This window comes from Sphingobium sp. SA916 (genome assembly GCF_002894065.1).
GTDB classification, from domain to species: domain Bacteria; phylum Pseudomonadota; class Alphaproteobacteria; order Sphingomonadales; family Sphingomonadaceae; genus Sphingobium; species Sphingobium fuliginis.
Map to the genome: position 1 here is coordinate 60,699 of NZ_LXYF01000036.1, position 16,691 is coordinate 77,389.

The window sequence follows — 16,691 nt, forward strand, 5'->3', positions numbered from 1 at the left end:
AGAGCGGGACAAGATCCCCTTGCTCACGCCGCCCGGCTCAACAGCGGGGTCCACCAGCTCTCCTTCCCCAGATACCAGGCGAGCGTTTCGGCAAAGCCCTGCTTGAAGTCGCGGCCAGGCGCATAGCCGAGCTCGGATCGAATTTTGGTCTCGTCGATTGCATAGCGCCGGTCATGGCCCTTGCGGTCTTCCACATAGGTTTTGAGCTCGCTGGACGAGCGCCCCTGCGCGGCGGGTGCGTTCGGAAAGCGTCGCGCCAAGTCAGGGTTCTGCGTGAACGCCGCGTCCACACCGCGACAGATTTCCTCGACAACGGTAATGTTGGGCAACTCCTGCCCGCCGCCGACGTTATAGGTTTCCCCCACACGGCCCTCCTTGAGGATCAGCTCGATGCCACGGCAGTGATCCTCGACATGAAGCCAGTCGCGCACATTCATGCCATCACCATAGATGGGCATATGACGACCGTTGAGAGCATTGAGCGTGAACAGCGGGATCAGCTTCTCAGGAAACTGGAAAGGCCCATAATTGTTCGAGCAGTTGCTGGTGGTCGTATCCAGCCCGAAGGTATGATGATAGGCACGCACCAGATGGTCCGATCCGGCCTTGGACGCCGAATAGGGGGAGTTGGGCGCATAAGGCGTTGTCTCGGAGAAAGCCGGGTCATCCGTTCCCAGCGACCCGTAAACCTCGTCCGTGGATACATGATGAAAACGGTGAGGACGGCCCGTGCCCTTGTCGAGCCATACGGCTTTTGCTGCCTTCAGCAGGCTGTGCGTTCCCACGACATTGGTGGTGACGAACGCGTCGGGGCCGGTGATCGACCGGTCAACATGGCTTTCGGCGGCGAAATGCACGATTGTGTCAACCTGTCGGTCGCCAAGCAGGCTGGTCACCAGCGCGGTGTCGCAAATATCGCCAACCACCAGTTCTACGTCCAGACCGTCAAGACTGGCGGCGTTGCCAGCATAGGTCAGGGCGTCGAGCACGATGACCTTGTCGTCGGGCGAGGCCTTGCCCCAATAATGGACGAAATTGGCGCCAATAAACCCCGCGCCACCCGTAACCAGAAGATTAGCCATTGTCCTTGATCTCTTTGAGCATGAGACGCAGATTTTCGCGCCAATGTGGAGCCGCCCCGCCGAGATGCGTGTAAGTCGAGCGTTTGTCGAGAACCGAATAGCTCGGCCGGCGGGCTGGAGTTGGAAATTCGTCCGTCCCGATGGGAATGACCGGCACCGCGTTTGCGAGAAGGCCAAGCGCCAAAGCCTCTTCTTGGATCGCCACCGCAAAGTCATACCAGCTGGCGGCGCCCGCGTCGGTATAATGATGCATGCCAGCGACGCCATCCTTCGCCAGCCGCCATAGCGCGGATGCCAAGGCGGGCGCATATGTCGGTGTCCCGATCTGATCCGCGACAACGCGTACTTCAGGCCGCTCGGCCATCAGGCGCAACATGGTCCGCACGAAATTTCCGCCCTGTGGCGCATAGACCCACGCGGTACGGACTATGAGTGCGGCGTTGCCGGCGAGCCTTTCGCCTTCCAGCTTTGTCTGACCATAGACGCCCAGCGGATTGGTCGGCGCATCGGGTAAGTAAGGCGAACCGGCCTTGCCATCGAACACGAAATCCGTGGACACATGGACAAAGCCGCTGCCGACAGCGTGTGCCGCATCGGCCAGCAAACCAACTGACCGAGCGTTGATCTCACGGGCAGCCTCCTCATCCCCCTCGGCTTTGTCGACGGCGGTATAGGCGGCCGCATTGAAGAGCAGGTTAGGTCGCTCCTTTTCAATGCACTTTCTCACCGCAACCTCATCGCGGACATCGAGTCCGGCACGATCCAGCGCCACCAGCATGACCCCTGAAGGAGCGCTGGCCACCAGCGATCGCCCCAACTGGCCACCAGCACCCACGATCACAGCTTTCATGCAAAAGCCTCGATTTCCGCTAGCGGCTTGCCGGCGATATCCTTGGCCGACAATTGCGGCTCGATGCCGTCGAGCGGCCAGTCGATGCCGACGGTCGGATCGTTCCAGAGCAGGGAATGCTCATTGGCGGGATCATAGCGCCCCGTGCATTTGTAGAGAAAGTCCGTGCCATCCTCCAAGGTCAGGAAACCGTGGGCAAAGCCCGGCGGCACCCAGAACATCCGCTTGTTCGCGGCGGATAGTTCGACCCCAACCCACTGGCCGAAATGACGCGACGAACGACGCAGGTCGACCGCGACGTCCCACACGCAACCGGCCGTCACACGTACCAATTTACCCTGCGGATTGGGGTTCTGAAAGTGAAGGCCGCGAAGCACACCCTTGGCCGAACGGCTATGATTGTCCTGCACGAAGGTGAGGTCAAGGCCCTGTGCCCGAAAGCGATCGGCGTTCCAGCTTTCTAGGAAGAAGCCACGATCATCGCCAAAGACTTTGGGCTCTATGATGAGAAGATCGGGAATGGCGGTTTCGACGATGTTCACCCGACCGCTCCCTTGCCAGCAAGGAGGCCCATCAGATATTCGCCGTAACCACTCTTGCGCAAGGGGGCAGCCACAGCTTCAAGCTGTCCGTCATCGATGAAGCCTTGCCGCCATGCGATTTCTTCGGGGCAACAAATTTTGAGGCCCTGCCTCTCCTCGAGCAATCGCACGTAGAGGGCTGCGTCGAGCAGCGATCCGTGAGTACCTGTGTCAAGCCAGGAATAGCCCCGCCCCATCAGTTCCACCGAAAGCTCCCCGGCATTCAGATAGAGGCGGTTAAGATCGGTTATCTCCAGTTCGCCGCGTGCGGACGGTTCAACCGCCTTGGCCCGCTCAACCGCCTGGCCATCGTAGAAATAAAGACCAGTGACCGCATAATTGGATTGGGGATTGAGCGGTTTTTCCACCAGGCTCTGCGCACGTCCCTGGGCATCCAGCGACACGACGCCATAGTCCTGCGGGTTCTTCACATAATAGCCAAAAACCGTCGCCCCGGATGAGCGGTCATCAGCGCTCTGCAACAGTTCGGAGAGGCCATGGCCGTAGAATATATTATCGCCGAGGATCAGCGCGGAAGGAGAGTTGCCGACAAAATCAGCCGCGATATGATAGGCCTGAGCAAGCCCTTCGGGGCGGGGCTGGATGGCATATCGGAGGGAAATGCCGAACTCCGTACCATCGCCAAGCAACGCCTGAAAGGCCGCGCTATCGCCGGGGGTCGTTATTACCATGATCTCCCGGATGCCTGCTAGCATCAGCGTAGACAGCGGATAATATATCATCGGCTTGTCATAGACCGGCATCAGTTGCTTGGAGACACTTTTCGTTAACGGGTATAGCCTGGTCCCCGATCCTCCAGCAAGAATGATACCTTTACGCACAAATATCTCCCAAACACAGCAAACTAATCGCGCCACAAATTATGTGACCATCATCAATTAGGCTATCTACACAACTCTCATTTGCAGAGCGTTATGAACCTCGCATGCTTCTTCGACGCTATCATAGAAAGTTAGGCTACCTCCATAGAGCACGGCTCCTCGAGTGCAATAGCTCTGGAGAGTGTATGGGTCGTGAGAAATCATGATCAGGGTGCCGGTTGCCCGTCGCTCCCTCAGGGCATCTTCGCTCTTCTGACGAAAGCGAGCGTCACCCGCAGCGGTCACTTCATCAATTAAATAGCAGTCGAACCTAATGGCCAGCGAGCAACCGAACGCAAGACGCGCCGTCATACCTGCCGAGTAGGTAGATACCGGCTGATGAAGATAGGCGCCCAGCTGAGCAAATTCTTCCACATAATCGAGGACAGCCTGAGGATCATACTGATAAATGCGCGCTATAAATCGCGCATTGTCCGCCCCGGTCAGGTTCCGATCGAAGCTTGCACCATAACCAATCGGCCAAGAGGTGGTCATCGTCTTGTGAATTTTTCCAGACGTGGGATATTCCACACCGCCGATCAGCCGCATCAGAGTGGATTTTCCCGCCCCATTCGCTCCACATATGCCGATGCTATCACCTTGGTTGATTTCGAAATTCAGATCGGTGAAGACCGTGCGAGTAAAATGATGACGCCGATAAACCTTCGATACATTCTGGAAAACGATCTTCTGATCTTCAGTGCGCTCCGTACCATCCGGCCGGCACTCGATTTGGCTGTTCTGACGATCCATATCCGTGCCAATAGGGCGCAATGCAGGGTCTAGACAACAGGATTATCGCCATGGACGGGCGCATTATCGCTCAGCCAGGGTCAGGCATCGCTACCTATGCAGCAGCTTTGCATCGGGCACATAGGCAACTGACCGAAACCCCGTTGCTCCTGAAAGACGACAGCTGCGGCAGCGAAGCCCCCCCACATACCCACAAAGAGCGAACCATCCGCTGGCTGAAAGGCCTGATGACCGCTTCCGTTCACGCAAATTTCAAAAAAATTTCGAGCCGAGAGGCAGTTCTCCATGCACCCGATATCTATCGGTTGGCCCAAGTCAGGTTCCGTCAGACGAGAAACATGCTGAGCGTTCAGGCTCCTCGACCTAAGGGGTTGATTCATTGGAGCCTGCCCGTCCCAATCCGAATTGCTGGCTGGGTCAACATCTATACGATTCACGACGTCATTCCGCTAATCAGCCCCGAACTCACTCCCATGAACGGCCAACGTCACCGCGCGCTGCTCGAGAAAATCGTGAAAACCGCCGATCATATCGTAACCGTTACAAATTATGCAAAACAGAGCATTATTAATACATTAGGCTGTCCGCCTGACGCTGTGAGTAATTGTAGCATTGCCGTGACCCCTGCCGAACCTGCGCGTTGCCATCTACCCGAGCCACTATTTCCAGGCCGTTACTTCATTTTCGTCGGCTCCTCTGAGCGGCGTAAAAATGTCTCTCGGCTCGTTTCTGCCTACAAGAGAGCCCGCACATCCTTCCCATTGGTGCTTGTAGGCCCACACGCTAACTATGTGGATCCTGCCGCAGGCATATGGAACTTGCCATTTCAGAGTGCAGAGCGTCTCTCAGCATTAATCACCAATGCAAGAGCTCTCGTATTTCCGTCACTGGCGGAAGGCTTTGGCCTGCCGATAGTCGAAGCCATGGCACTTGGCACTGCCGTACTCACATCAAATGAGGGCGCCCTTGCAGAGGTGGCAGAAGATGCAGCAGTGCTCGCGGATCCATGCGATGAAGCCAGCATCGCCCAACGCCTCAGAATGCTTGCACATGGCGATGACCTCGTCAGATCTTTGGAAGAGCGCGGAAGATCTCGAGCGACAAACTTCTCGGCTGATAATTTTACAAAAAAGCTTTCTCAGCTCTATCAAGAGCTCTTTTCAAAATCGACGATGGACCATGTCTGAACATTCGCCAGCTTCAAATCAGCTTCGCATTGGCCTTGATGGCTACAATTTTGCCATGCCCAAGGGCACCGGCGTGGCCACCTACGGCTTCACCCTCGCCCGCATTCTGAAGCAAATGGGGCATAGCATAGAAGGAGTTTTCGGGCTCGACGTTGGGAAAACGATAGAGATGCGTGAAACCATTCTCTACGATCTAATCGGCCGCGAAAGACACGAAACCCGGAAGCAGGCCCGCAGGCGGGTGAGGCGAGAGAAATTCCGCGCGCTTATGCCAACGCGCTTATTGGAAGTTCCCGTTACCAACCAAGTATCAAAGCAAAGCCTATCTGATAAAATTCCCCACTTTGACCGTATTTGGTCGTCATCTTCACTCTACGAAATAGCCAACTGGCATTTCCGATACTTCAAAACCTTTCTTACAATAGAATTACCAGAACCGCTCGACATTATGCATTGGACTTACCCGATCCCCGTTCGAATCAAAGGCGCAAAGAATATTTACACGGTTCATGATCTAGTGCCATTACGAATGCCATATACAACCTTGGACGACAAAAACTTCTACTATCGCTTAATTCAAGATTGCGTGACCAATGGCGACGGGATTTGCACCGTATCCGAAACAAGCCTAAACGACATCATAAATCGTTTTCCGAATGCGAAAGGAAAAATATTTAATACATATCAAAGTAGCCCTATACCTGAAGAATTACTTCATAGCAGTCCCGGCATTGATGAAAAAATTATATTTGAAATGTATTCCTTATCGAAAAACGGATATTTTCTATTTTTCGGGGCACTCGATCCCAAGAAAAATATTGCACGAATTATTGAAGCTTATCTTGCTAGTAAGGCAACATCTCCCCTCGTACTCGTGAGTGCTCGGAACTGGGGCATGGCGGGTGCCGCCAACAGTGAATCGGGCATTACAATTTATGGCCGGACGATCTCCAGCAATCGCATTGTTCAACTTGATTATATGCCGCGAGCTCTACTTTTTCGTCTGATCCGCAACGCCAAAGCCGTTTTGATGCCATCTCTTTTCGAAGGCTTTGGGCTGCCTGCACTCGAGGCGATTCAACTGGGAACGCCGGTGATCGCGTCGACGACGGGCTCGCTGCCCGAAGTAGTTGGCAACGCCGGGCTTCTAGTGGACCCCTATGATGTTGAAGACATCAGAGCCGCTATCGAGCGCTTGGACAGCGACGCCTCCCTACGGGATAAGCTGATCATGGCCGGACCAACACAAGCGGCAGAATTTTCCGACGATCGGTATAAGGAGAGGCTAGAAAAGCTCTACTCTGCATTTCGATCCTGATTACACATTCCATGTGCCCGAATAGGCGCCGCGATGCGCCATCGGCATCGCGGTTGGCAGTTAGACGGCGCCCATCCGCCAAACCAGTACCGCGTGCGAATTGAATTGCGCCCCTTGATCTAACACAATTCTCTGGCACCCGAGTTTAGAGCTTCCCGGCCGGTGTCGCGGTAACCGGATGGGTAACTAACCGGCATTCATGAGCGTGATTGGGGCTCGTGGCCGATGGCACGGTGCCGCCGATCCTCATTCGTAGAACGCTAACCAAAGCAATCCCATTTTCCGGGATTAGATCAGGCACCGCCCAAATGCGGGAGTCGATCAACAGGCTGAACTGAACGCGCATTTTTCCGCTTCCCGCTCTTTGCCATCTGGCCCCGCTCCTCTATCGAACATGGCGGGCAATTCTTTGAGGACCTGGGATATGGGGGAGACATCCATCTGGGCCGGCCAAATTGGGCCATCTACTGACGCCGCGACGACGGTCTCCGGAAATCAGCGCTCCATTTTGATCGCACAACGCTGGATCTGGACATCTCTTGCCGCTCTTCTGGGCAGCAGTCAGCTGCTGCTCTGGCGGTTTCTCGATATTGCGCCCGCCTGGGTCTATATTCTTGGCGGATTGATCATCGCCGGGCTCTGCTTCTTCACCGCCAAAATAACCAAGAACCGTCGGGATATTGCCGTCGGTACCTTGCTGACCTGCTTTCTGGTCGCACTAGTCTTCTTGGCGCTGAGCGGCGAAGGACGGTTCTTCTATGCCAATGTGGATTGGCAGGTTCGCTTTGCCGTGCTGCGGGACATGGGCATCAACCCCTGGCCTTTCATCTATACGGCACGCCCTGAGCCCGACCTGCTGCGCGCCCCGATCGGCATGTTCCTGTTACCCGCACTGGTCTTCAAGCTGCTTGGCCCAAGAGCGGCAGATATCGCCCTGCTGTTGCAGAATACGACGCTCGTCGCGTTACTGCTCGCATTGGGCAGTCAGCTGTTCGCAGAGCGGCGCTCGCGCCTGATCGGCCTGGCGATATTCGTCCTGTTCTCCGGCATGGATGCGATTGGCGATCTGCTCATGCAAGGAATGCTCACCGGTCACATGGAAGACTGGGCCGAGATCCAATATTCCTCGACGATCACCCTGCTTTTCTGGGTGCCGCAGCACGCAATTGCCGGTTGGGTGGGCGCGGTCGGCTATATGTTGTGGCGGGAGGACCGCTTGCCCCTCGCGCCATGGCTTGCGCTACTGCCGATGACGGCGCTCTGGTCGCCGCTGGGGCTGATGGGAGCCATGCCCTTTGTCGCGCTGGCAGGGTTGCGAACACTGATCGCGCGTTCGCTGCGCTTGCGCGATGTCCTGGCTCCGGCGGGGTCGCTTCTCCTTTGCCTGCCCTCGCTCATCTATCTGGGCACGGCATCGGATGACGTCGGCTTCCATTTTCAGCCGATCCCCTTCGTCCAATGGCTGCTTTTCCAATCCTTCGAAACGCTACCCTATCTGATTCCTCTCGCGATCGCCGGACGATCGACGCGGTTCGGGCGCGATAGCCTGTGGCTAGCCTTTGCCTGGCTGATGCTCATCCCCTTCGTGCAGATAGGCTGGTCGACCGATTTCATGATGCGCGGCTCAATCACTGCCCTGGCTCTGGTCACGGTCATGGTCAGCGATCATGTCGTGCAACGGGGCGAGAGGTGGCACTGGTTTATGGTGGTGCTTGCCATCGGTAGCCTGACCGGCCTGGCCGAGATACGGCGCGCTATGCTCTATCCTGCCGCACCCGAAGTGCGCTGCACCTTCTTCAAGGCATGGGACCAGACCTTCGCTGCCTTCCCCAAGGGCTCCTATCTGGCGCCTGTCGATAAGGTTCCCTCGCTCATCCGCCCTGCCCATCCGGCCCGCGCCTCGGGGAGCGAACCGGCCCGCTGCTGGGACGGCTCCTGGAGGCTGGCCTACGATCCACGCAACGCGCCGTCAGACCGAGAGAATGGCGTAAAGTGACAAGCCCATTGGGAAGGAAAGGCGGCCGAGGAGATGCCGCTCCGCCGCGAACACCCGCTGAAGCGCGGCATTGAGGAGCGGCGACGGACGCGCATCCAGGGGCGTGTCACGGCGCAGCAGCTGGTGAGCGAAGCGCTGCGCCACAGCGAGCGGGAAGAGCAGGCTGTTGAAATGGCCTGAGACTTCGACTTTCAACCCTGCTGCGCGGACCACTTCCAGCAAGCCATCATGTGTGTAACGACGCTTGTGATGATGCAGCACGTCATGATCCGACCAGAGCCAAGGTGCAGCCGGGACAGTGAGCAAAAGCCGCCCATTGGGCGTCAGTCGCGCCCCCAGAGCACGCAGCGATGCCTCATCCTCGTCGATATGCTCCAGCACATCGAGCAGCGCGACCAGATCGTAGCGCGTTTCGCCGAAACCGATCGCATTGGGCAAGGCGCCTGCGTCCACCCGGCACAGACCTCGCGCAGCGGCCAGGGCGCGGGCGTCCGCATCATATTCCATGGCATCGAGCACACCATATTGTGCCAGCAGGGCAAGGTTGCCGCCGGTGCCGCATCCCGCTTCGAGGATGCGGGCGTCGGCAGGCAACGGAACATGGGTTCGGACCAGGCTGTCGATGATGGCGCGCCGAGCGACAAACCACCAATGATCCTGCTCCTGCGCGCTCATGCTCGCATAGGCAGATCGATCCATTCGTCCTCTTCCTTAATTTGGGGCTGGATGACCGGCAGCGCTGCAGGCTCGCTTTCCTCTGCCACGACATAAAGCGGCCGATTGCGCACTTCCTGCGCGACGCGGCCCAGATATTCCCCGATGATGCCAAGGCTCATCAGGTTGAGGCCCCCCAGCATCAGCACGGCGACCATGATCGAGGCGTAGCCCGGCGTATCCACTCCGGTCAGCAGCGTGTGCAGCACCAGGAAGGCGGCATAGGCAAAGGCCATCAGGGCGATGCTGCCCCCGATATAGGACCAGATCCGCAAAGGCATGGTGGTCGAGGCGGTAATGCCATCCACGGCGAGCGACCAGAGCTTGCTGACGCGCCACTTGCTGGTCCCGGCCTCGCGCGGGGCGCGTTCATAATCGACCGTGGCGATGCGAAAACCGACCCAGGAGAAAAGGCCCTTTGTGAAACGAGCCTGTTCGCCCAGTTGCTTGATGACGTCCACCGCCCGCCGGTCGAGCAGCCGGAAATCGCCGACATTCTCCGGGATTGGGTGATCCGAAAGGCGGTTGATGAGGCGATAGAAGCCTTGCGCGCTCCAACGCTTGAACCAGTCGTCGCTGGACCGGTCGGTGCGGCGGGCATTGACCACCTTCGCCCCCGCCAGCCAGTGGCGGACCATGGCGATTATGACTTCCGGCGGATCCTGTAGGTCGACGTCAATCGGGATGACGGCGTCTCCCCTCGCCCGGTCGATCCCGGCGGCCAATGCCGCTTCCTTGCCGAAATTGCGCGATAGGGTGATATGGCGGACATCGGGGTCCAGACGGGCGAGGATCGTCAATATGTCGCCGGTGCGGTCCGTGCTGCCATCATTGATGAACAGAAATTCGGCTCGAGCGTCCGGTCCGATGAGCTGAAGCGCTCGGGCGACCGCGGGACGCGCTGCATCCAGGAACAGCGAAATGCTCTCCTGTTCATTGAAGACCGGAATGACGATCGACAGCGAGATGCGCATGGGTCTTAGCCTGGTCCACCCGAAATGAGACCCTACCCTATCGACCACAATGGTTAACGGAAGGTGATGGTCGGGAAGGATAAAGGCAAAATTTACCATAGGCTGGCATGACGGGGCATGCCCAGCGTCCAAGCCCTGACCACAAAACCTGCCTTCATCCTGACCATGGTCGGAATTGGAGCATTGTTGCCCAGCTTGGTGCTGGGTCCCGGGGCGACCCATTCACACCTCTATAACAACATGTGGACGGCCCATTTCGGGGAGCAGATGGCAGCGGGCCACCTTTATGAGCGTTGGCTGCCGAAAAGTTTCGAGGGACTAGGCGCCCCAACCTTCTATTTCTACCCACCCCTTGCCTATTGGGTGTCGGGCGGACTCCACGCACTGGGCCTTACGGTTTCCCAGGCCATAAATGGTGCTGGACTGCTGCTGTTGATCGCCTCGGGCCTTACCATGCATGCCTGGCTATCGGCGCGGGGCACCTACCCGCTCCTAGGCGCCATTCTCTACATGCTCGCACCCTATCATCTCTATAACTTCCATGTGCGAGGAGCGCTGGCGGAATTTGCTGCCCTCGTCTGGCTGCCGCTGATCGCGCTCGGGATAAAACGGCTACCGCATCGACGCGGACTTCTCCTGCTAGCGCTGTCCTATGGCGGCCTTATTATCACCCATTTGCCGCTGGCGGTGCTGACCGGGGTGTTCCTGATCGGGCCGCTGATGCTCCGGCGCATCTGGCTGGAACCGAGGGCATTTCTACCCGGTGCTCTGGCAGGCGTGATCGCTTTGGGCCTGTCCGCCTTCTTTCTGCTGCCGGCGGCAACGCTTCAGGACCATATCTCCACCGTCTTACTTTGGGGCCCGGGTTATCAAGCGACGGATTGGTCGATCAACAACACGAACTTCACCATGTTTACAGGCCCAGCATTGGCGCTCGTTATCCTCGCATGGCCGGCACGGTCCTTCTGGACAGTTCTGACGATTATCGGTGCACTGGCGGCTGTGCGTCTCATGCCTTTTGTGTGGGACATTCCCCTGCTCAACAAAACCCAATTTCCCTGGCGCATGATGGGTATCGTCGAATTTACCGCCATCACGGCACTGTTGTCCTGTCAATTGCACCGCATCCGCATGGTACTTGCAGCAGGCGCGGCTCTTCTCGTTTTTGCCTATGCTCTCATGTTCTCAAGGACGCTGGACGCACTCAACCATCCGGTGGATTATGCTCTCATCGACCGGATCAAACCGGACGCGCCGGAGTATCTTCCGAAAGGTTTCGATATTTCGCTGGTAGAGAAAGAATATCGCTGGACGGATGTGCGGAAATTTCGGGCGTTACCGCGTGGGAACGAAATTTGGGTCAAGGCAGCCGGGCACATTACAATTCATAAGGCGGATTTTCCGATCTGGCGCGTGACGCGAGACGGGTCGCCCGTCCCGCACAAAGGCCCCCTCATCAGCTTTGACGCCCAGCCTGGCATCTACCGCATCGAGCGGTTGACGACCTGGCAGGAGAAGGCCGGACTGGCGATCAGCATAATGACGGCGCTTCTGCTTTTGTTTACGCAAGCGTCCAAACGCGGAGCCATGCCATTTGCTGAACTCCGAAATGCGTTACCTCGTGAGAGGAAGAATCTACGGCGAATTGCAGACAGCTAGGGGGTTTTCACCGGAGCGATTTAGCTCTGAAACTTACGAAATTGTTGGATGGGCTGGAGAAAGGGCAGTAGCAGAAGGCGCTTCAATAAATTTTTGAAACTTCCCTATCCGGCAGTACCTGGAATTTTATGGGCGCGCTCGCAGGTCAGGTTGGACAATGATCCTCGCTGGACGAATCTTTAGCGGGAGCTAACTGGCTAACCTGCTGGGCGTCCGCGATTCTCGCCGCTGTTCTTCCAACAGGGCGCTGAAGGACGGTTTGCTGGTCCGCCTACGCTCTCGTCGAGGTCCCTGCCGGCATGCTTTTGATAACCTTCGTCGGCACTGCCTGGTGCGGCCTGAGGCGTAGGCCATCGCCGCTTATGATGCGACCAAGATGACCGCCAGCATCCTGGAATAGTATGAGAAAGAAAATGGCTTAAGCCGCGCAAGCATTTTCCCAGCTATGGACCAGGGTAGAAACAGATACGAACATCGACTATCTGAGGAGTCTAAGGCAGTCATCGAAGATGATGCAAAATCTGAAGGAAATTCAACTGTGGGCGAGTTGTGCAAATTCTGGGCAGGCACGCCAGACTCAATTCCTACTGATTTGATTTCGAACGAAAAACTTGATGCAAACCGTTGCCTTGACATCGCAGGCATCACAAGTTCAATCCTTGCCACGCCCATCACCGCTCAGCCGGCGCGGTAGAAAGCGAATAGGGCCGGGTTCCCGCTCCCCTCCCCCATTCCCGGTTCGGCTTTGCCTGCATGGTGAAGCGCAACGTCCCGCCCTCGCGGATCTCCCCGTCCGCGATCCAGCTTCGCCGCAGCGGCCGTCCGTTTAGTTCGACCGCCCCCACATAAACATTGGCGGCGGACAGATTTTCCGCCTCCACCGTGAAGCGCCTGCCGTTGGGAAGCGTTAATACCGCGCGGCGGACGAAGGGGCGACCGACGACATATTGGTTCGATCCCGGCGTCACGGGATAGAAGCCCAACGCCGTGAACAGCAGCCAGGCCGACATCTGCCCCAGATCGTCATTGCCCGACAGTCCGTCGGGTGTCGGCTTGTACTGGCTCTCGACGATCTGCTTCAGCCGCGCCTGCGTCCGCCAGGGCGCGCCCGCATAAGCATAGAGATAGGCGACATGATGGCTGGGTTCGTTGCCATGGATATATTGCCCGATCAGCCCGGCAATATCCTCCGCATGGCTGTAGTCGAGCTTCGACACATCATAGTCGAACATGGCGTCGAGCTTCGCGACCGCCTGGGCATCACCGCCCAGCAAGCGGAACAACCCCGCCTGATCCTGCGGCACGAACCAGCTATATTGCCAGGCATTGCCCTCCGTATAATCCGAACCATAGTTGATCGCGGCCGGATCGAACGGCGTGCGGAAGCTGCCATCGGCCTTGCGCGCCCGCAGCCAGCCGCTCCTGACGTCGAAGCCGTTGCGCCAGCTGGACGACCGGGCGAGGAAGCGCTTCGCCACATCGCCGCGCCCCATGGCCTGCGCCATGCGGCCGATCGCCCAGTCGTCATAGGCATATTCGACCGTCTTCGACGCCGCCTCCGGTTCCCGGTCGATGGGCACATAGCCCAGCTTCATATAGTCGCCCAGCCCGCCATAGGGCGCGTAGTCCGCGCTGGCGACCATGGCGGCCAGCGCCTTGTCAGGATCAAATCCCCTGAAGCCCTTCAGATAGGCGTCCGCGATCACCGGCACCGCATGATAGCCGATCATCGTCCATGTCTCCCGCCCGGCGAACTGCCAGACCGGCAATATGCCGTGCGGGCTGTGTTCCCGGCTGGCGATCAGCGAGTTGACGACGTCGGAGGTCGTCCTTTCCGGCTGGACCAGCGTCAGCAAGGGATGTTCAGCGCGGAAGGTATCCCAGAGCGAGAAGGTCGAGCGAAAGGTGAAATCCTTCGCCGCATGAACCTGATCGTCCGGCCCCCGATAGCGGCCGTCGACGTCGCTCCAGATGCTGGGCGCCAGCAGCGTATGGTAGAGCGCGGTGTAGAGATTCGTGAGCATCGGCTCCGGCGCATCCATCTCCAGCCGCCCGAGCGCCTGCCGCCATGCGTCCTCGGTCCTCCTCCGGACGGTGTCGAAACCGGCGCCTTCGGCATCGAGATTGGCGATGGCCCCGCCCTCATCCACCCCTGAAAGTGCGACCTGGACCTCCAACGGGCCGTCGAGCCTGCCGAAGTCGAGCCTTGCCTCCAGCGCCTTGCCCAGCTTCTCGGCCAGCGCGTCGCTGCCCCGCCCCGGCGCCTGGAAGCCTTTATAGGGAACCGCCTGGTCCCGGTCGATAAAGGCATGGTCCTTCAGGGGTGCGGAAAAACGCATGGCAAAGAACAGCTTGCGGCCCGCCGCCCATCCCCGCGTCTCGCGAAAGCCCGTCAGCGTGCCGTCCGGGTGGAGGTGCAGACCGGACCAGAGGATCTTGCCCGGATAATCGTAAAGAGAGGAGCGCAGGTCGATCAGCAGATGCGCCTCCCGCCCCGCCGGAAAGGCATAGCGGTGGATGCCCACCCGTTCGCCCGCGGTCAGTTCCGCCCGGATGCCGCTATCGGCCAGCGTCACCGCATAATAGCCGGGCCTGGCCGTCTCGCTATCGTGTGAGAAGCGCTGGCGATAGCCGGAGCCCGCCTGTTTCGGATCGCCCGGATCGAGCCGGACGGCGCCCGTCTGCGGCATCACCAATATGTCGCCCAGATCAGAATGGCCCGCGCCGGAGAAATGGGTGTGGCTGAACCCCTGGATCGTCGGATCATGATAGCTGTAGCCCGCCGCATGGGCATAGCAGTCGCGCACCTGGCAGGTCGTATCGGTATCGGGCGAAAGCTGGACCATGCCGAAAGGCGCGGAGGCTCCGGGGAAAGTGTGGCCTTCCGGGCCGGTGCCGATCAGCGGATCGACGAAACCCAGCGGATCGGCAGGCGTCTGCGCAGCGATGGGCCAGGCCGAAGCCGTCAGCAGCAGCGCGCAGATGAGCAGCGGCGCCCATCGGGCGGCAACCGGCGCGGGGTTGAAGCACGGGTTTTGCCGGATCATGATCCATTGCCTCCAAATCATCGGGTTGCGTTCGTCGCGCCCTGCCTTGTTCTTCCCGCCCTGATAGCGGTCGGCAATGGAAAAGCCGCCATCCCATTGTACAAATGTTGAATTGGGCCACGCATGACGGTGCGCTCCGAACTTGCAGGGCCTGAGGCAATATGATTGGACGGCGATGATGGATGCTGAACCGATGCTGGCCGGAATCGAACTGGGCGGGACCAAGGTCCTGGTGCTCCGCGCGCGCGGCGGGACAATTGTCGACCGGGAGACGATAGCGACCACGACGCCGCGGGAGACGCTCTCCAGAGCCGTCGCGGTGCTGAAACGCTGGCATGCGGAGGCGCCCATCGCCGCCATCGGAATCGGCAGCTTCGGCCCGCTTCGGCTCGACCGCCGCGCCCCGGACTTCGGCGTCATGCTACCCACGCCCAAGCCCGGCTGGGCGGGTGCGGACATATTCGGCACCCTGACCGCGCCCTTCGATTGCCCCGCGATGATCGACACCGACGTCAACGGAGCCGCTCTGGCGGAGCTGCGCTGGGGCGCGGGCGCGCTGGGGGACGCGCCCTCCGACAGCCTGTGCTACATCACGATCGGGACCGGCGTGGGCGCAGGGTTCGCGTTCAACGGCCGCGCCGTCCATGGCGCCATGCATCCGGAAATCGGCCATATCCGTGTTCCGCGCGCTCCCGGCGACGGCTTTGCGGGCCGTTGCCCCTTTCACGGCGATTGCATCGAGGGTCTGGTGTCCGGGCCCGCGCTCGCCCACCGCTTCGGCATGCCGGGCCATGAGATCGATCCCGCCGACCCCCGATGGGACGATGTCGCCAGCGACATCGCTCATCTCGTCTCCACCATCCTGCTGGGCACCGCGGCGCGACAGGTGCTGATCGGCGGCGGCGTGGGCATGGGGCGGACCGGTCTGCTGGCGAAGGTTCGTCGAAACGTCGTCGTCCAGCTTGGGGGCTATTTGCCGCATGTCGACGATTCCAGCATCGGCCGGATCGTCATGACGCCGCTGCTTGGCGATCAGGCCGGTCCTTTGGGCGCCGTTGCCTTGGCCATGGATGCGCTGAGCGCGGAGGGCGTCAGTTGACGCCCTTCTGCCGGAGGAGCAGCGGCAGGACCATCATCGGCGCGACCATGGCGATCACGCTGGCGACCAGCAGATCGTCGACCCACCGATAAACCGTCGTGAAGAACATCAGGAACGCCATCGTCGCCAGAACGGGAAGGATCAGGGGAACCACCCCGCCCCCCATCCGCCGGCCAAGGACGCCGATCGCATCATCCATATGGCCCCTGCGGCGCTGGCCTTCAGGGCGCGCGCCGCCGGCGCCGCTTCTCATCGGCCGGTTCATGTCCTGATCCTCACTGATCTGATCAGTTTCATATAGAAACCAATAAACGAACTTCCAGACGGGAAGATCGATACGGACCGTTTCCGATCTCGACAGCAAGGCGGACGCGGGTGGGATGTCCCGCACTTCCGTTGACCGCTGGAGCCAATCGACATTCAGAAGATGACGAGCCGAAAATGGTGTTTTTCCGTGACCCGGAGCGCAGCCTACTCAAAGTAGGTGAGCACCGGAAGCACGGAAAAGCGTCATTTGCAGGCCGTCAGGGCTGAATGTCGATTGGCTCTA

The 16,691-nt window shown here is 59.0% G+C and carries 14 protein-coding genes; 5 read left to right on the plus strand and 9 right to left on the minus strand.

The genetic code is table 11. The features are described 5' to 3' along the window. Window positions 1-23: 23 nt before the first annotated feature. The 5 genes from rfbB to A8G00_RS11090 all read right to left on the minus strand — a co-directional run bounded on the left by rfbB (window position 24) and on the right by A8G00_RS11090 (window position 4,147). Window positions 24-1,082 (minus strand): dTDP-glucose 4,6-dehydratase, encoded by a 1,059-nt coding sequence (gene rfbB, locus A8G00_RS11070; RefSeq protein WP_103000703.1) that lies wholly within the window; start codon window positions 1,080-1,082, stop codon window positions 24-26. Further along, window positions 1,075-1,932 carry a dTDP-4-dehydrorhamnose reductase gene (rfbD, locus tag A8G00_RS11075; RefSeq protein WP_103000704.1) on the minus strand — a complete coding sequence of 286 codons (858 nt, stop codon included), beginning with the start codon at window positions 1,930-1,932 and terminating at the stop codon, window positions 1,075-1,077. The genes rfbB and rfbD overlap by 8 nt, the downstream gene beginning before the upstream one ends. After that, window positions 1,929-2,474: a dTDP-4-dehydrorhamnose 3,5-epimerase gene (rfbC, locus tag A8G00_RS11080; protein ID WP_103000705.1), complete on the minus strand. Its 546-nt coding sequence runs from the start codon at window positions 2,472-2,474 to the stop codon at window positions 1,929-1,931. Before rfbC ends, rfbD begins: the two co-directional genes overlap by 4 nt. Next, window positions 2,471-3,355 (minus strand): glucose-1-phosphate thymidylyltransferase RfbA, encoded by an 885-nt coding sequence (rfbA, locus tag A8G00_RS11085; protein ID WP_103000706.1) that lies wholly within the window; start codon window positions 3,353-3,355, stop codon window positions 2,471-2,473. Before rfbA ends, rfbC begins: the two co-directional genes overlap by 4 nt. A 66-nt stretch (window positions 3,356-3,421) precedes the next feature. Beyond that, entirely contained in the window at window positions 3,422-4,147 is a 726-nt protein-coding gene (locus tag A8G00_RS11090; RefSeq protein ID WP_253257969.1) for an ABC transporter ATP-binding protein, read from the minus strand. Window positions 4,148-4,197: 50 nt separating this feature from the next. Between A8G00_RS11090 and A8G00_RS11095 the strand changes: the two genes are divergently transcribed. The 3 genes from A8G00_RS11095 to A8G00_RS11105 all read left to right on the plus strand — a co-directional run bounded on the left by A8G00_RS11095 (window position 4,198) and on the right by A8G00_RS11105 (window position 8,648). Further along, on the plus strand, window positions 4,198-5,334 hold the full coding sequence (locus tag A8G00_RS11095; RefSeq protein WP_172451841.1) for a glycosyltransferase family 1 protein: 1,137 nt from the start codon (window positions 4,198-4,200) through the stop codon (window positions 5,332-5,334). Next, window positions 5,327-6,652 (plus strand): glycosyltransferase family 1 protein, encoded by a 1,326-nt coding sequence (locus tag A8G00_RS11100; protein WP_103000708.1) that lies wholly within the window; start codon window positions 5,327-5,329, stop codon window positions 6,650-6,652. Before A8G00_RS11095 ends, A8G00_RS11100 begins: the two co-directional genes overlap by 8 nt. A 424-nt stretch (window positions 6,653-7,076) precedes the next feature. Then, a complete protein-coding gene (locus A8G00_RS11105) occupies window positions 7,077-8,648 on the plus strand; it encodes a hypothetical protein (RefSeq protein WP_253257970.1) in 1,572 nt (523 codons plus the stop codon). Here the strand turns inward: A8G00_RS11105 and A8G00_RS11110 are convergent. Beyond that, window positions 8,622-9,347, minus strand: coding sequence for a bifunctional 2-polyprenyl-6-hydroxyphenol methylase/3-demethylubiquinol 3-O-methyltransferase UbiG (locus A8G00_RS11110; RefSeq protein ID WP_103000709.1), 726 nt, complete (start codon window positions 9,345-9,347; stop codon window positions 8,622-8,624). The genes A8G00_RS11105 and A8G00_RS11110 overlap by 27 nt on opposite strands. Then, a complete protein-coding gene (locus tag A8G00_RS11115; RefSeq protein ID WP_103000710.1) occupies window positions 9,320-10,336 on the minus strand; it encodes a glycosyltransferase family 2 protein in 1,017 nt (338 codons plus the stop codon). The genes A8G00_RS11110 and A8G00_RS11115 overlap by 28 nt, the downstream gene beginning before the upstream one ends. Before the next feature lie 117 nt (window positions 10,337-10,453). Between A8G00_RS11115 and A8G00_RS11120 the strand changes: the two genes are divergently transcribed. Further along, window positions 10,454-11,995: an integral membrane-like protein gene (locus A8G00_RS11120; protein ID WP_103000711.1), complete on the plus strand. Its 1,542-nt coding sequence runs from the start codon at window positions 10,454-10,456 to the stop codon at window positions 11,993-11,995. Between the two features lie 671 nt (window positions 11,996-12,666). On the opposite strand, the gene A8G00_RS11125 is transcribed toward A8G00_RS11120, so the two are convergent. Further along, complete coding sequence (locus tag A8G00_RS11125; protein ID WP_172451842.1) at window positions 12,667-15,042, minus strand: GH92 family glycosyl hydrolase; 2,376 nt, start codon at window positions 15,040-15,042, stop codon at window positions 12,667-12,669. 193 nt (window positions 15,043-15,235) lie between these two features. Between A8G00_RS11125 and A8G00_RS11130 the strand changes: the two genes are divergently transcribed. Next, complete coding sequence (locus A8G00_RS11130; RefSeq protein ID WP_103000717.1) at window positions 15,236-16,141, plus strand: ROK family protein; 906 nt, start codon at window positions 15,236-15,238, stop codon at window positions 16,139-16,141. Here A8G00_RS11130 and A8G00_RS11135 read toward each other — a convergent pair. After that, window positions 16,134-16,406: a hypothetical protein gene (locus A8G00_RS11135; RefSeq protein WP_226870480.1), complete on the minus strand. Its 273-nt coding sequence runs from the start codon at window positions 16,404-16,406 to the stop codon at window positions 16,134-16,136. The genes A8G00_RS11130 and A8G00_RS11135 overlap by 8 nt on opposite strands. Between the last annotated feature and the right edge of the window lie 285 nt (window positions 16,407-16,691).

Coding starts and splice junctions, on each gene's coding strand:
- rfbB (WP_103000703.1), bottom strand. CDS start 1,082: ATGGCTAATCTTCTGGTTACGGGTGGCGCGGGGTTTATTGGCGCCAAT.
- rfbD (WP_103000704.1), bottom strand. CDS start 1,932: ATGAAAGCTGTGATCGTGGGTGCTGGTGGCCAGTTGGGGCGATCGCTG.
- A8G00_RS11090 (WP_253257969.1), bottom strand. CDS start 4,147: ATGGATCGTCAGAACAGCCAAATCGAGTGCCGGCCGGATGGTACGGAG.
- A8G00_RS11095 (WP_172451841.1), top strand. CDS start 4,198: ATGGACGGGCGCATTATCGCTCAGCCAGGGTCAGGCATCGCTACCTAT.
- A8G00_RS11100 (WP_103000708.1), top strand. CDS start 5,327: ATGTCTGAACATTCGCCAGCTTCAAATCAGCTTCGCATTGGCCTTGAT.
- A8G00_RS11105 (WP_253257970.1), top strand. CDS start 7,077: ATGGGGGAGACATCCATCTGGGCCGGCCAAATTGGGCCATCTACTGAC.
- A8G00_RS11110 (WP_103000709.1), bottom strand. CDS start 9,347: ATGGATCGATCTGCCTATGCGAGCATGAGCGCGCAGGAGCAGGATCAT.
- A8G00_RS11115 (WP_103000710.1), bottom strand. CDS start 10,336: ATGCGCATCTCGCTGTCGATCGTCATTCCGGTCTTCAATGAACAGGAG.
- A8G00_RS11120 (WP_103000711.1), top strand. CDS start 10,454: ATGCCCAGCGTCCAAGCCCTGACCACAAAACCTGCCTTCATCCTGACC.
- A8G00_RS11125 (WP_172451842.1), bottom strand. CDS start 15,042: ATGATCCGGCAAAACCCGTGCTTCAACCCCGCGCCGGTTGCCGCCCGA.
- A8G00_RS11130 (WP_103000717.1), top strand. CDS start 15,236: ATGCTGGCCGGAATCGAACTGGGCGGGACCAAGGTCCTGGTGCTCCGC.
- A8G00_RS11135 (WP_226870480.1), bottom strand. CDS start 16,406: ATGAACCGGCCGATGAGAAGCGGCGCCGGCGGCGCGCGCCCTGAAGGC.